Annotated in this window: 10 protein-coding genes; 5 read left to right on the top strand and 5 right to left on the bottom strand. The window is 61.4% G+C overall.

The window, feature by feature from the left end; all coding sequences use genetic code 11:
- The 3 genes from WA367_RS02190 to acnA all read right to left on the bottom strand — a co-directional run.
- Positions 1 to 2,772 (bottom strand): Ig-like domain-containing protein (locus WA367_RS02190; protein WP_336055165.1); only part of this gene is annotated, 2,772 nt, incomplete at its 3' end.
- A 188-nt stretch (positions 2,773 to 2,960) separates the two neighbouring features.
- Positions 2,961 to 3,713 carry a DUF1223 domain-containing protein gene (locus WA367_RS02185; RefSeq protein WP_336055164.1) on the bottom strand — a complete coding sequence of 251 codons (753 nt, stop codon included), beginning with the start codon at positions 3,711 to 3,713 and terminating at the stop codon, positions 2,961 to 2,963.
- Between the two features lie 160 nt (positions 3,714 to 3,873).
- Entirely contained in the window at positions 3,874 to 6,570 is a 2,697-nt protein-coding gene (gene acnA / locus WA367_RS02180; RefSeq protein WP_336055163.1) for an aconitate hydratase AcnA, read from the bottom strand.
- 281 nt (positions 6,571 to 6,851) lie between these two features.
- On the opposite strand from acnA, the gene ccmA reads away from it, so the two are divergent.
- From ccmA to WA367_RS02155, 5 genes are all read left to right on the top strand, one after another.
- Positions 6,852 to 7,457: a heme ABC exporter ATP-binding protein CcmA gene (gene ccmA, locus WA367_RS02175; RefSeq protein WP_336055504.1), complete on the top strand. Its 606-nt coding sequence runs from the start codon at positions 6,852 to 6,854 to the stop codon at positions 7,455 to 7,457.
- 199 nt (positions 7,458 to 7,656) lie between these two features.
- Positions 7,657 to 8,322 (top strand): heme exporter protein CcmB, encoded by a 666-nt coding sequence (gene ccmB, locus WA367_RS02170; protein WP_336055162.1) that lies wholly within the window; start codon positions 7,657 to 7,659, stop codon positions 8,320 to 8,322.
- A 79-nt stretch (positions 8,323 to 8,401) separates the two neighbouring features.
- On the top strand, positions 8,402 to 9,166 hold the full coding sequence (locus tag WA367_RS02165; protein WP_336055161.1) for a heme ABC transporter permease: 765 nt from the start codon (positions 8,402 to 8,404) through the stop codon (positions 9,164 to 9,166).
- Positions 9,160 to 9,330 carry a heme exporter protein CcmD gene (gene ccmD / locus WA367_RS02160; protein ID WP_336055503.1) on the top strand — a complete coding sequence of 57 codons (171 nt, stop codon included), beginning with the start codon at positions 9,160 to 9,162 and terminating at the stop codon, positions 9,328 to 9,330. The genes WA367_RS02165 and ccmD overlap by 7 nt, the downstream gene beginning before the upstream one ends.
- A complete protein-coding gene (locus tag WA367_RS02155) occupies positions 9,327 to 9,911 on the top strand; it encodes a DsbE family thiol:disulfide interchange protein (protein ID WP_336055160.1) in 585 nt (194 codons plus the stop codon). The genes ccmD and WA367_RS02155 overlap by 4 nt, the downstream gene beginning before the upstream one ends.
- Before the next feature lie 1,456 nt (positions 9,912 to 11,367).
- Here WA367_RS02155 and typA read toward each other — a convergent pair.
- Together typA and WA367_RS02145 are read right to left on the bottom strand one after the other, a co-directional pair.
- Positions 11,368 to 13,191, bottom strand: a complete 1,824-nt coding sequence (gene typA, locus WA367_RS02150) for a translational GTPase TypA (RefSeq protein WP_336055159.1) — start codon at positions 13,189 to 13,191, stop codon at positions 11,368 to 11,370.
- Positions 13,192 to 13,287: 96 nt separating this feature from the next.
- Positions 13,288 to 14,853 carry an alkaline phosphatase D family protein gene (locus tag WA367_RS02145; protein WP_336055158.1) on the bottom strand — a complete coding sequence of 522 codons (1,566 nt, stop codon included), beginning with the start codon at positions 14,851 to 14,853 and terminating at the stop codon, positions 13,288 to 13,290.
- Positions 14,854 to 14,882: the final 29 nt, after the last annotated feature.

The following is a 14,882-nucleotide window of genomic DNA, read 5'->3' as shown; positions in this document are numbered from 1 at the left end:
TGCCGTTGCGGTGTAGTTGCCGTCGGGCAGCGCCGGGCTTTCGCCCGTCGTCCAGGTGCCGTTGGCAACCGTTGCCGTCAGGGTTGCAACTGTTGCACCACCCTCATCCAGAAGCGTCACCGTCACCACCGTGCCGTCTGTTTCCGTCGAGGTGCCGGTGAAGGCGATCATGTTGTCATTGGTGATGCCGTCGCCCACCACGCCGCTGTCTTCCTCAAAGCCCGTGATCACCGGCGGCTCGGTCGGCACCGTGCCCCCTTCATTGGTGTCGACAATGACGCGATAGGGGTCCGAGACGGGTGAAGGCGGATTGCCCGCCGCATCCTGCTGGGTGGCCGTCACCTGATAGGTGCCGTCGGCAAGCGTCGTGCCGGTGTGGTCATAGCGCCAGGCGCCTGCCTCGTCGGCAGTCGCGGTTCCGAGTTCCACACCGTCCAGCAGCACTGTCACCAGCGCATGCGGCTTGGCCGTGCCGAGGAAGAACAGCATGGTCTCATCCGTGATGCCATCGGCCGGATCTAGCCCGCCATCCACCTCGATGCCGCTCACCACCGGTGCCGGTGAAGGCGTCTCGCCGCCCTCGCCGCCGCCATTGGTGTCCACCACCACCGTGAAGGGATCGGAAGGCGCGGATACCGGATTGCCCGCCGCATCCTGCTGCGTGGCTGTTACCTGATAGGTACCGTCTGCAAGCGAGGTCGCGCTGTGGTCGAGATGCCAGACGCCATCCGCGCCCGCAATCTCCGAGCCGATGACGACGCCGTCCAGCATGACCGTCACCAGCGCATGCGGTTCCGCCTCGCCGAGAAAGTGCAGCGTCGTGTCATTGGTGATGCCGTCATCATCGGCATGACCATTGTCATCCAGAATGCCCGTGACCGTTGGCGGTTCGGCGGGCACCGGCGTGCCTTCGCCTGCACCATTGGTGTCGACCACCACCGCGAATGGCGCGGACATGGCAGACTTGGCATTGCCCGCCGCATCCTGCTGTTCCGCGGTCAGTTCGTAAGTGCCGTCATCAAGCACCGTGCCCGTATGGTCATAGCGCCACACGCCGTCATTATCGGCCTGCACCGAGCCCAGAAGCGCGCCGTCCAGATAGACCCAGACCGTGGCCAGCCGGTCGGCGGTACCCTCGAAGAAGAGTGTGGGATCATTGGTGATGCCGTCCTCGGGATCGATCCCGCCATCCGTGTCGATGCCGGTGATCACAGGCGCCTCGGTCGGCACCGTGCCGCCCTCATTGGTGTCGATGGTGAAGGCCAGCGGAGCGGACGCCTGGCTTTCCGTGCCGCGCGGGCTGAGTTGGGTGGCCGTAACCACATAGTCGCCGTCGGCAAGTGCGGCAGAGGTGAACTCCCAGACACCACCGGACACGATGGCCGTTCCCACAAGCTCATCCCCCAGATAGACATTCACCACCGTCCCGTCCTCTTCCTCGGACGTGCCATGGACCGTGGGCGTCGTGTCACTGGTGATATAGTCGCCGACTGTACCCGTATCCTCCACCAGATCGGTGATGACCGGTGCATCAGGCAGTTGCGCATCGACCACAACCGGCACCTTGCCGGACTCGTTGCCCGCTTCATCCCGCTGGCTCACATCAAGCTCGCGCCCGTCGGGCAAGGCCGGATCGAAGGGGATGGACCACGACCCGTCAGGCCCCACGATCGTGGAATAGTTCGGCGTTCCATCGCGCTTGTCGTCAATGATGATGGTCGCCCCCGGCTCGCCCGTGCCCGACAGTTCCCGTCCGTCGGTCGGATTGACCTGCGGCAGGTCGGGCGCTTCCCCGTCCACCACCACCGGCACCTTCTCCGATTCATTGCCGGCCGGGTCCTTCAGGCTCACATCAAGCTCGCGCCCGTCCTCAAGCGGCGGGTCGAAGGGAATGACCCATTTGCCGTCATCACCCACCACCGCCGTGTGATCGGGAATGCCATCGCCATTGTCATCTACGATCACCGTCGCACCGGGTTCGCCCGTGCCCGACAGTTCCTTGCCATTGGTCGGATTGACCTTGGGTGCATCGGGTGCCAGCGCATCCACCACTTCCCGCACCGGGTCGGATGGAGTGCCTGTCTCGGGATCCCGTCCGACAAATTCCAGTTCATCGCCATGCTCTGCCGGCGGCTCGATCGGGATCACCCAGTTCCCGTCATCATCGGCAATGGCCGAGGCATCGGGAATGCCGTCGCCGTCCCGGTCCATCTCGACAATCGTACCGGGCTTGGCCGTGCCGGTGGCTTCCCTGCCATTGGTCGGATTGACCACCGGCTTTGTGCCCGGCTGACCGCCGCCTCCATTGCCGCCGCCATTGTCGTCATCATCATCGAGCGCCAGAGCCAGACCGACCGCACCGGCGGCAAGCAAGCCGCCAATGGCAAGCGGGCCGGCAATGCCGGCAAGACCCGCACCGCCGCCAAAATCCGTATTGCTGCAGGCACCGGTACTCACCTGCGGCTGCAGGAGGCCGGGATATTCGTCGGCAAAGCTCACCGCCACATGGCAGCTTGCATCCTCATGCATGATCTGCAGTTCGCCGCGTTCCTCGTCATCCTCGAACCAGCCGCCCAGAATGATCTGCTCGCCATTGGTGAGCTCGATCACAAGATCATCGCCCACCCGCCGGTAATTGGCGATCTGGCTGGAAGACGCATCAAGCCGGATCTTCGAGATCGCCCGCGCATCAAGCGTCGGTGCAGCACCCTGGAAGATCACTTCCTGCGCAAGCGCATGATCGGATGAAATGAATTGCGCGCGAATATCCATGGAAGAACGTCCTTCAAATTGCCCCGGAAAAGCCCGGCCTGAAAAACGCCCCCACTCGAAAAATAACGATGCCGCCAACGCGGCCAATATGCGCCTACCCTGCCAGAGCAGGCGCTTATGCGTAAATTTTCAACGGAGAATGGCGCAGCGCTCGCTTGGGCATTCGCCATGCAAGTCCAGGCAGATGCCTACAGCCGGGTGCGAGCGGCACCAAGAATGGGTCCAGGATGTCCGTTCTGGTCCACCTTCTGAACCAGGACCACGCATTCCTCGGCCGCTGAACCGCCAACTTCATCGAGCGGCAGTTCCAGCTGCATCTCCTTGCCCTTCCACATGCCGATGATGCGATGGTCGCGCACGATATTGCGGTAGAGGATGGTCTCGCCTGCGTTTTCGCCAGCCTCGATCCTGACTTCGCGCTGCGGCTCGACAGAAAGCAACAATATCTCGGTGCGACCGGGTGCGGCATTTTCCTGGGCCCCGATCGTGAGCGCCAGAACATTTCCGCGCACTTCCAGATCGACCGCCACCGGCAATGGCGTGTTGCCCTGGTCCCTTATCGCAGACGCGATTGCACCGCGATCAGACCCCACAAGGGCCTGTTCGCCGTTGAAGATCAGTTGCGGCGTATAGACCGACCCGTCGGCGCGGGCATTATATTCACGCTGCCGCCGGCTGTTCTCCGGCGAGGCAAGCTCATCCTTCCAACCCAGATAATCCCAGTAATCGACATGATAGGAGAGGGTCAGAAGGCCAGGATTTTCCGCCAGATCGTTCAGGAGCGCATCGGCCTTGGGACAGGAGCTGCAGCCCTGGCTCGTGAAAAGCTCGAGAACGGCCGATGGGCGCTCCTGAGCGTGAATCGGAGCGGCGGAAAAATATGCAGCCAGCATGAGCGCGGCCAGGGAGCCTCTTGCTCTAATTCCGCGTTCAAAGCTCATGCCGCAACTGTCTCCTGATGATCTGTTGGCCGTCCAATCAGTTCTATCGGTGAGAACTGCTCCTTTGGAAGTCACGTTGCGGTGAAAATGCCTTCAACGAAAAACGCCGCGCTCTCATCTGAAAGCGCGGCGCCTGATTGTCTTGCTTTAGCGACCCGGCTTATGCAGCCAGATCACGCAGCACATACTGGAGGATGCCGCCATTGCGGAAATATTCCAGTTCATCCAGCGTATCGATGCGGCACAGGATCGGAACGGTTTTCTCCGAACCATCCGCATAGGCAATCTTGGCGTTGAGCGTTGCGCGCGGCTTCAGGTCTTCCAGACCCTCGATCGTCACCTGCTCGTCACCCTTCAGGCCGAGCGACTTCCAGTCCACGCCATCCTCGGCAAACACGAACGGAATGACGCCCATGCCAACAAGGTTGGAGCGGTGGATACGCTCATAGCTGACCGCGATGACCGCACGGACACCGAGAAGATTGGTGCCCTTGGCCGCCCAGTCGCGAGACGAGCCATTGCCGTATTCACCACCGGCGATGACGACGAGCGGCACGCCTTCCTGCTTGTAGCGCATGGCCGCGTCGTAGATCGACATCTCTTCCTTGGAAGGATAGTGGATCGTGTAGCCGCCCTGCTGGCCGTTCTCGCCCAGCATGAAGTTGCGGATGCGGATATTGGCGAAGGTGCCACGCATCATCACTTCATGATTGCCGCGGCGCGTGCCGTACTGGTTGAAGTCCACGACTTCCACGCCATTGTCCATCAGATACTTGCCCGCAGGCGACTGCGCCTTGATGGAGCCTGCCGGAGAGATGTGGTCGGTGGTGATCTTGTCGCCGAAGAGGCCGAGGATGCGTGCGCCCTTGATGTCGGACACCTGGGTAACATCCTTGCTCATGCCGGCGAAGTAGGGCGGGTTCTGCACATAGGTCGACTTGTCGTCCCACGCATAGGTCTCGCCTTCCGGCACCTGAACCGCGCGCCAGTTTTCGTCACCCTCGAAGACCTCGGCATACTTCTGCTCGAAGAGTTCGCGCGTGACATGCTTCTGGATGAATTCCTGGATTTCCTGATTGGAAGGCCAGATATCCTTCAGATAGACGTCGTTGCCTTGCCTGTCCTGACCGATCGGCTCCTTGGTTAGGTCCTTGGTGACGGATCCGGCGAGCGCATAGGCAACGACCAGCGGCGGCGATGCCAGATAGTTGGCCTGCACGTCAGGCGAAATGCGACCTTCGAAGTTGCGGTTACCCGACAGAACGCCAGCGGCGATCAGGTCCTTGTCGTTGATCGTCTTGGAGACAGGCGCGGGAAGCGGACCGGAATTGCCGATGCAGGTCGTGCAGCCAAAGCCGACCAGATTGAAGCCGATCTGGTCGAGCTCCTTCTGAAGGCCGGACTTTTCCAGATATTCGGCAACCACCTGCGAGCCGGGAGCCAGCGAAGTCTTGACCCAGGGCTTCTGCTTCAGGCCAAGGCGGTTGGCATTGCGGGCCAGAAGGCCGGCACCGATGAGAACGCTCGGATTGGAGGTGTTGGTGCAGGAGGTGATTGCGGCGATGGCAACGTCGCCATGGCCCAGATCGTAATCCTCGCCCTCAACCTTCCAGCGCTTCTCCAGCGTGGAGGGGTCCTTCTTGTATTCCTTTTCGAGCGATTCGGCGAAACCGGATGCGATCTTCTCGAGCGGAATGCGGCCTTCCGGGCGCTTCGGGCCTGCCATGGACGGCACGACATCGCCGAGATCAAGCTCCAGCGTGTCGGTGAACACAGGGTCTGCAGAACCCGTCTCGCGGAACATGCCCTGCTGCTTGGTGTAAGCCTCGACCAGCGCCACACGATCCTTGTCGCGGCCGGAAATGTTGAGATAGCTCAGCGTCTCCGAATCCACGGGGAAGAAGCCGCAGGTCGCACCATATTCAGGCGCCATGTTGCCGATGGTAGCAGCATCGGCCAGCGTCATGTGGTCAAGACCATCGCCGAAGAACTCGACGAACTTGCCGACCACGCCCTTCTGGCGAAGCATCTGCACGACGGTGAGCACGAGGTCGGTTGCCGTCACGCCTTCCTTCATCTTGCCCGTCAGCTTGAAGCCGATGACTTCCGGCAGCAGCATGGAAACCGGCTGGCCGAGCATGGCCGCCTCTGCCTCGATACCGCCGACACCCCAGCCAAGCACGCCGAGGCCGTTGATCATGGTGGTGTGGGAGTCGGTACCCACACAGGTATCAGGGAACGCGACTTCCGCACCGTCCTCTTCCTTGGTCCAGACGGTCTGGCCGAGATATTCGAGATTGACCTGGTGACAGATGCCGGTGCCGGGCGGCACGACGCGGAAATTCTTGAACGCCTTCTGACCCCATTTCAGGAAGCGGTAACGCTCGCCATTGCGCTTGTATTCAAGCTCCACATTGCGCGCGAAAGCATTTGGATTGCCGAATTCATCGACGATGACCGAGTGATCGATGACCAGATCGACAGGCACCAGCGGATTGATCTTCTGCGGATCGCCGCCAAGATTGGCCATGGCATCGCGCATGGCGGCCAGATCCACAACGGCGGGAACGCCGGTGAAGTCCTGCATCAGGACGCGCGCCGGGCGGTAGGCGATTTCGTGACCGGCTGTGCCGCGGTCCTCGATCCAGTTCTTCACCGCCTCGATATCGGCCTTCTTGACCGTGCGGCCGTCTTCGTTGCGCAGCAGGTTCTCAAGCAGCACCTTCATGGAGAAGGGAAGCTTGGACACGCCATCCAGGCCGTTCTTTTCGGCCTCTTTGAGGTCGAAATAGACATATTCCTTGTCACCCACTTTCAGGGTGCGGCGGCAATTGAAACTGTCGAGTGATTTGGTCACGAGCGATCCTTTACAGTCTGTTCATCCGAAACGGGAACGGACTCCTCAAGGCATCACGCGCAAAAGGTGCGGGTACGGTCATTTCCGCTGTCCGCCCCCAAGCGTCCCGGCCGTTCAAGGCGGCGCGCGCGCGGGTATCGGCACAAAGAGTTACACGCCGACCGCTGGCGTGGTTGCCCGGGATATAAAGAATTTCGTAGAAGAGTTCTAGACTGCCATTGCGCATTTTCGCCTCAAACTCTCAAATCATGGAATCCGCCTTGTCCGCCGCATCGACCGCCCTGAAGCTTGAAGTGGAGGAATTGGCTGGAGACCGCGGAGATGAACGGGTTTTCAGCGAAATCTCGTTCCAGCTGGCAGAAGGCAGAGCCCTTCTGATCACCGGCCCGAACGGTTCAGGCAAGTCCACACTGCTGCGTGTTCTCGCCGGCCTCCTACCAAAGTCGCATGGCGTGATTCGGCTCCATGGCGGCGGTGAGGAATGGCCGGACCTGGCAGCCGCCTGTCACTATCTCGGCCACCGCAACGGATTGAAGGATGCGGCAAGCGTCGAGGAGAACCTCCTTTTCTGGCAAGACTATTGCGGCCGCCCGCATCTGGAGCCATGGGAAGCACTCGACATGGTTGGCCTAGCCGAAATTGGCCACTTGCCTTTTGCCTATCTCTCAACCGGCCAGCGTCGGCGCGTGGCCATTGCCCGCATGCTGGTCAGCTACCGTCCTGTCTGGCTTCTCGATGAGCCTACCGCCGGCCTCGACCGCGCATCCGAACGCCAGTTCTCAGAACTCATGAAGGCTCATCTGGAAGATGGCGGGATGATTGTCGCTGCGACCCATCTGCCGCTGGGGCTGGACGGAATGCAGGAGTTGCGGATGGGAGGGGTTTGATGGTGGGTGCCAAGGTCACCCCCCTCTGCCTTGCCAGGCATCTCCCCCACAAGGGGGGAGATCGACTGTGGCATCGCCGTGTCCCCTACAAAAGGAACATGGGAGGTGAAAGCAAGCCAATCTCCCCCCTTGTGGGGGAGATGTCCGGCAGGACAGAGGGGGGTGTGACAGAGCGCCGACCTGCCCACATGAGCCTCCCATGCTAGCGCTCTACCTCCGCGAAATCGGCTTAAGCTTTCGCACCGGCTCGGGCGCGCTGACCGGCATTCTCTTCTTCCTCGCCGTGGTGGCCGTGGTCCCCTTTGGCGTCGGCCCCGACCTCAACCTGCTTGCGCGGATCGGACCGGCCATCCTCTGGATCGGCGCATTGCTCGCAAGCCTGCTCGGTCTTGACCGTCTGTTCCAGGCAGATCGGGAGGATGGCTCGCTGGATCTGATCCTCATCAATGATCACCGCCACATGCTGGCACTGGCGATCTTCGTGAAATGCCTCGGCCACTGGACTGCAAGCGTGTTGCCGCTGGTGATCGTCTCGCCACTGCTTGGCCTCTTCATGAATATCGAACCGCTTGGTATCGCCGCCGCCGCGCTCACGCTTCTGGTGGGCACCCCCGCCATCACCTTTATCGGTGCGGTCGGTGCGGCGCTCGCGGTGGCACTCCCCCGCGGCGGCCTCCTCGTCTCGGTGCTCATCCTGCCGCTGACCATACCGGTGCTCATCTTCGGCGTTGCGGCAAGCCGTGGTGCCGTTGCCGATCCCGACCCGTTTCTGCCTCCCTTCCTGATCCTCACCGCGCTGACGCTTTTTTTTGCCGTCATCGGCCCCTTCGCGGCCAGCCTGGCGCTCAAGGGCAATGCGGATTGACGCGATTGTGAGACTTTCAGGCAACGCGCGACATCGCGTTCGATTGCGAAGGCGTTTCAGGCGGTTTATCTAGGCGGCCATGAACAATGCGCCCGCACAACCTTCCCGCTGGATGGCACTGGCCAACCCCACGCGCTTCATCGCGCTGACCGACCGGCTTCTGCCCTGGCTCGGTACCGCAGCCGCCGCGCTCTTGGCTGTGGGCCTGTGGTTGGCATTTCAGGCGCCTGAAGATTACCAGCAGGGCATCACCGTGCGCATCATGTATGTGCATGTGCCTGCCGCCTGGCTTGCCATGTTCTGCTACACCACCATGGCGGCGTCGGCCTTGGGCACACTCGTCTGGAAGCACCCTTTGGCTGACGTATCTCTAAAGGCAGCAGCCCCAATCGGCGCGACATTTACCGCGCTTGCCCTCATCACCGGCTCGGTCTGGGGCAAACCCATGTGGGGCACCTGGTGGGTATGGGATGCGCGACTGACATCAGTCTTCGTTCTCTTCCTGATGTATCTCGGCATCATCGCCCTGACCCGGTCCATGGACGATCAGGCCAAGGCCGCCAAGGCTGCGGCAATCATGACGCTGGTCGGCTTCATCAATATTCCGATCATCAAGTTCTCCGTCGACTGGTGGAACACGCTGCATCAGCCGGCTTCGGTGATGCGGCTCGATGGTCCGACGATCCATCCAAGCATGCTGTGGCCGCTCATCATCTGCGCCCTGGGCTTCACCGCGCTCTTCCTGACGCTGCACCTGATGGCCATGCGCGCCGAAATCTGGCGTCGTCGAGTTGTCGCGATGCGTCGCATGTCCGCACGCCGGGCCGAGAGGCAAGCATCATGAGCCATGCAGCCTATGTGGCCATCGCCTATGGCGCAGCAGCGCTCCTGATTGGCGGGCTGATCGTCTGGATCATCACCGATCAGCGCGCCCGCAAACGCGAGATCGCCGAACTCGAAGCACGCGGTGTGCGTCGGCGCGCAAAGGCCAAGGAAAACGCAGAATGAGTAAAGCGGATATCCGCAGACCGCGCCGCTGGCTGATGCTCCTGCCTCTTGCGGCATTTCTGGCGCTGTCGGGCGTTTTCCTGATGCAGCTTCTGTCGGGCCGCGACACCTCGACCGTGCCATCCGCGCTTATCGACAAGCCCGTGCCGCAGGTTACGCTGGAACCACTCGAAGGCCTTGATCTGCCGGGCCTTGACCCGGCCGTTTTCGAAGGCAAGGTCAGCCTCGTCAATGTCTGGGGCTCCTGGTGCGCGCCCTGCCGCGCGGAGCATCCGCTCCTGATGGAACTTGCCAGCGACGATCGGGTCTACATGGTCGGGTTGAACTACAAGGACAAACCCGAAAACGCCCGCCGCTTTCTCGGCGAACTTGGCAATCCCTATGATGCCATCGGCGTCGACCGCACCGGCCGCGCCGCCATCGAATGGGGTGTTTACGGCGTGCCGGAAACCTTCCTCATCGGTCCCGACGGCACCATCCGCTACAAACATGTTGGCCCCTTCACCGGTGATAGCATTCGAAGCGAGCTGATGCCGCGTGTGGAGGAGGTGCTGGCGGAGTTGGAAGCCAGCAGCGAGTGAAACCTGTAAAGCTAGGAGCAACGCGGTAGCCCCGCTTCCGTCATCCCGGCCGAGCGCAGCGAGAGCCGGGACCTATTGAGAGGCTGGGCCGGTATCCGCAGAAGGGGCAGGTGGCTGCGGCAGACGTTTAGGCGAGGACCGGGCCGTGTTCTATGACGCTCTGCCAATGGGTCCCGGATAGCCTGCGGCTTCCGGGATGACGTGGAGGAGTGCGCCGCTCCAGGTTCGTCATCCTATGGCTTGTCGATAGGATCTGCTGTCCGCTCAACTTGCTTGGCACAGGGTCGTTGGGATGCGGCAGATCCTCGGCACAAGGCCGAGGATGACGGCGGTTCGATATGGGCTTTTTGTGAAGCGGATATGTTCGCGCTCCTTCGCACCCCCCTCTGTCCTGCCGGACATCTCCCCCTCAAGGGGGGAGATTATTCGCGGTGATGTCGACGCCTTACTTTTCTGGGTAGGCGAGGCATCCCTTCTAGCCAATCTCCCCCCTTGAGGGGGAGATGCCCGGCAGGGCAGAGGGGGGTGTTCCTGGCACCGCGCTCTCAACAACCCACACCCCATCATCACCACGCCCGCGAAACCGCGTCTGGTCATTGTCAAAGAACCGGGAAGACGGGCGGCCACAGTGACGCCAGTCTGAGTTTTATATGTGCGACCCTGAGGCCGCCCGTCCGGCCGCTGTCCCGCTGTCGGTCGGTCACTCCGGCCCCGCTTGTTGACCCCGGCTGCACCTTCTTCAGGTGGTCTTTGCCGGGCAAGCACTGCCCTCGCGGCTTCTCCGCAGCTTTCGCATCGTCTGTCACCCGATGCTACCGGCCGCCGACCTGTCGCAGGCCCTCACATGCTTCGGGTACCGAACCCGAAGGGGAGGCTGCCGCCGCCCTCCCCGACTGCCCGGTGCGCATCCGGGTTCCCGTGAGGGCGATAGCTGGAGTGTAGTGCGGGTGGCGATGGCGGGGATAAAGAGGGTGAATAGTGAGTGGTGAATAGCGAATAGGGAGGGCCTTCATCAACGCCGTCATTGCATGGTTTGGCCATGAGATTCAGGGCTTTGCGGGGGATGAAGGGTTCTGGAGGCGGAGATGGAGTGCGTGCTGGGGCGGTCGGGTTTTATCCTCGCCGTTCCGGCATGGATCCTCGGGTCAGGCCCGAGGATGACGAGGTGGAGGAGAGACCGACCCGAGGCGTCATCCCGACCGAGCGGAGCGAGAGCCGGGACCTATTGAGGGGCGCGGCCGGTTTCCGCAGAAGGGGCTGAAGGTGCTGGCGGGCGCTTGGGCGAGGACAGGGCCGCGGTCTGCTATCATCTGCCAATGGGTCCCGGATAGCCTAACGGCTTCCGGGATGACGTGGAGGTAAAAACGCTGCTCCAGGTTCGTGATTTTGGCTTGCCTGTTTTCGCGATAACGCTGCCGGAAGCAAAACGGGGAAGGCATGGCCTTCCCCGTATCAATCACGCTGCTGCGGTTTTGCTTTTCTCGAAGCGCTTGCGCTCATGCGGGTCGAGATAGAGTTTGCGCAGGCGGATGTTCTTTGGCGTGACTTCCACCAGCTCGTCGTCCTGGATCCAGGAAAGCGCGCGCTCCAGCGTCATGCGGATCGGCGGGGTGAGCTTGATGGCGTCATCCTTGCCTGCGGCGCGGACATTGGAGAGCTTCTTGCCCTTCAGCACATTCACTTCCAGATCGTTGTCGCGGGAGTGAATGCCGATGATCATGCCCTGATAGACCTTGACGCCGGCATCAATGACCATCGGGCCACGATCTTCCAGATTGAAGAGCGCGTAGGCCACGGCCTCGCCATTGTCGTTGGAGATCAGGACGCCATTATTGCGGCCCGGAAGCTCGCCCTTGTAGGGCTGATATTCGTGGAACAGGCGGTTCATGATCGCCGTACCGCGTGTATCGGTCAGAAGCTCGGACTGGTAGCCGATCAGGCCGCGTGTCGGCGCATGGAAGACAAGACGCTGACGGTCACCGCCGGACGGCTTGAGCTCGACCATCTCGGCCTTGCGCTCCGACATCTTCTGCACGACGACACCGGCATGCTCCTCGTCGACGTCGATGACGACCTCTTCGACCGGCTCGAGCAGGTTGCCCGCTTCATCCTTGTGCATGACGACGCGCGGACGCGAAACGGCAAGCTCGAAGCCTTCGCGGCGCATGGTCTCGATGAGAACGGCAAGCTGAAGCTCGCCACGACCCGACACGTAGAACGAATCCTTGTCCGGTGCTTCCTCGATCTTCAGCGCCACATTGCCTTCTGCTTCCTTCAGAAGGCGATCACGGATGACGCGGCTCGTCACCTTGTCGCCTTCGGTACCGGCTAGCGGCGAGTCATTGACGATGAAGCTCATGGTGACGGTCGGCGGATCGATCGGCTGCGCCTGCATCGGCTCGCTGATGGACGGGTCGCAGAACGTATCGGCGACGGTGCCCTTCGAAAGACCGGCAATGGCAACGATGTCGCCCGCGCGGCCTTCCTCGATCGGCTGACGCTCAAGCCCGCGGAAGGCGAGGATCTTGGAAACACGGCCCGTTTCCAGAAGCGTGCCGTCGTGATGAAGAACCTTGACTGCCTGGTTCGGCTTGACCGAACCGGCTGCAATGCGGCCGGTGATGATGCGGCCGAGGAAGTTGTTGGCTTCCAGGATCGTGCCGATCATGCGGAAGGGACCTTCCTCGACAGTCGGCTCGGGCACATGCTTCAGGACCAGATCGAAGAGCGGTCCGAGACCCTCATCCTTCGGACCTTCCGGGCTGTAATTCATCCAGCCATCGCGACCCGAACCGTAAAGGATGGGGAAGTCGAGCTGTTCGTCGGTGGCATCGAGAGCGGCAAAGAGGTCGAAGACCTCGTTGATGACTTCCTCGTGACGTGCATCCGGACGGTCGATCTTGTTGATCGCAACGATCGGCTTGAGGCCAACCTTGAGCGCCTTGCCGACCACGAATTTGGTCTGCGGCATCGGGCCTTCGGCAGCGTCGACCAGAAGCACGGCACCATCCACCATGGACAGGATGCGCTCCACCTCGCCACCGAAATCGGCGTGGCCGGGCGTGTCGACGATGTTGATACGGGTTTCCTTCCATTCCACCGAGGTGGCTTTTGCAAGGATGGTGATGCCGCGCTCTTTCTCCAGATCGTTCGAATCCATCGCGCGTTCGGCAACGCGCTGGTTCTCGCGGAAAGAGCCCGACTGCTTCATCAGCTCGTCGACAAGGGTGGTTTTTCCATGATCAACGTGTGCGATGATCGCGATATTGCGCAGGTTCATTTTGTCTCTTTGGGGTCAGGCGGGCTGCGATGCAAACAAGCGCGGCCAAGTTACGTTGGCCGCGCTCATACAGGTTTTTTCACCGAAGTGAAAGGGTCAGGCCGATCTGACCGGGTCGAGGGTCACCTTGTATAGCTCGTTGTCGTCACGATCCATGAGGCGAACGGTCATCTGTTCGGTGGCAGCCTCGATGTCGACAAGGCCGAAGAACTGGAAGCCTTCCGAGGGCGGAAGATTGACGCCCTGATCCTCTGCCGGCGCCTTCACATATTTCAGTTCCGGGCCAAAGGTGTTGTCGAGCTTGTTCGGACCGAACGTGCCCGCGTGAAGCGGCCCGGAGACGAATTCCCAGAATGGCTTGAAGTCCTGGAAGGCGGCATTGTCCGGGTTGTAGTAATGCGCTGCCGTATAGTGCACGTCGGCCGTGAACCATACCGTATTCTCGATGCCTGCATTCTTGATGTAGCGCAGCAGGTCCGCGATCTCGAATTCGCGGCCTTTCGGGCCTGCATCGTCGCCATTGGCAATGGCTTCGATCTTGTCGCCATCGGGCACGACGAGGCCAATCGGCATGTCGGAGGCGATGACCTTCCAGGTGGCGCGGGAATTGGCGAGTTCACGCTTGAGCCAGCGGATCTGCTCGTCGCCCAGGAAGCGCGTTTCCTCGCTCTGCTCTTCCTGCATGCTGTCCGAATTGCCTGCGCGATAGGAACGCATGTCGAGGAAGAAGATGTCGAGCATCGGCCCATAGGCGATCTTGCGATAGACGCGGCCGGGCTCGGCGGGCGTGAAGCGGATCGGCGTCATCTCGTGGAAGGCGCGGGCCGCACGCGCCTGCAGGAGCGCGACATTCTTTTCCGTGTAACGATCGTCTTCGGAAAGATCCTTGGCAGCCGACCAGTTGTTGACGACCTCATGGTCATCCCACTGGAAGAAGGTCGGGCAGACGGCATTCATCGCGCGCACATGCTCGTCCATCATGTTGTATTTCCACTGGGCGCGGAACTCGGCAAGTGTTTCGGCAACCTTGCGCTTCTCGTCGATCAGGACCGTGTTCTTCCACACGCTGTTGTCCTTGAGCGTGACTTCATCCTGCATCGGACCATCGGCATAGATCGTGTCGCCGGAATGGATGAAGAAGTCGGGGCGGTGACCGGCCATGGTGCCGTAGGTTTTCATGCCGGTCTCGTCGATGCCCCAGCCCTGACCGGCGGTGTCGCCCGACCAGGCAAAACGGATGTCGCGGCGTGCCGAAGGTGCAGTCTTGAACTGACCGACCATCCATTCCGAAGCAGCATTCGTGTCGGTGAGGTCGACAGCGCGCATACGGTAGAAGATGTCCTGATCGGGCGTGAGATCGGTCAGGAGACGCTTCACGGCGAAATCGCTTTCAGGCAGGGCGTCGAGCGTGGGCAGGCGGCGCGCATTGGAAAAGCTTTCGGTGGTCGCGACCTCGAACTCGACACGGGCGGGACGATCCGCGCGCGTCCAGATCATGCCGGTGGTCATGTCCACGTCACCCGACTGGACACCATGGGTAAATTCGGGGCGCGAGGCTGCGCGGGAAATCGATGGAAGAGCAAGGCTGGAGGTCGCAACAAGTGCGGCAGCACTGCTTTGCGCCAGGAACTGGCGGCGGGTACGCACTGCGTAAGGTTTCATGACAGTCTCCCTCGGTTGAATGGCAAGCG

Origin of the sequence: Nitratireductor sp. CH_MIT9313-5, from assembly GCF_037029545.1 — a bacterium.
Classification (GTDB): domain Bacteria; phylum Pseudomonadota; class Alphaproteobacteria; order Rhizobiales; family Rhizobiaceae; genus Chelativorans.
Note: the sequence above shows the minus strand (reverse complement) of the source record. Positions and strands in the feature narration are given on the sequence as shown.

Coding starts and splice junctions, on each gene's coding strand:
- WA367_RS02185 (WP_336055164.1), bottom strand. CDS start 3,713: ATGAGCTTTGAACGCGGAATTAGAGCAAGAGGCTCCCTGGCCGCGCTC.
- ccmB (WP_336055162.1), top strand. CDS start 7,657: ATGCTAGCGCTCTACCTCCGCGAAATCGGCTTAAGCTTTCGCACCGGC.
- WA367_RS02165 (WP_336055161.1), top strand. CDS start 8,402: ATGAACAATGCGCCCGCACAACCTTCCCGCTGGATGGCACTGGCCAAC.
- WA367_RS02155 (WP_336055160.1), top strand. CDS start 9,327: ATGAGTAAAGCGGATATCCGCAGACCGCGCCGCTGGCTGATGCTCCTG.
- typA (WP_336055159.1), bottom strand. CDS start 13,191: ATGAACCTGCGCAATATCGCGATCATCGCACACGTTGATCATGGAAAA.
- WA367_RS02145 (WP_336055158.1), bottom strand. CDS start 14,853: ATGAAACCTTACGCAGTGCGTACCCGCCGCCAGTTCCTGGCGCAAAGC.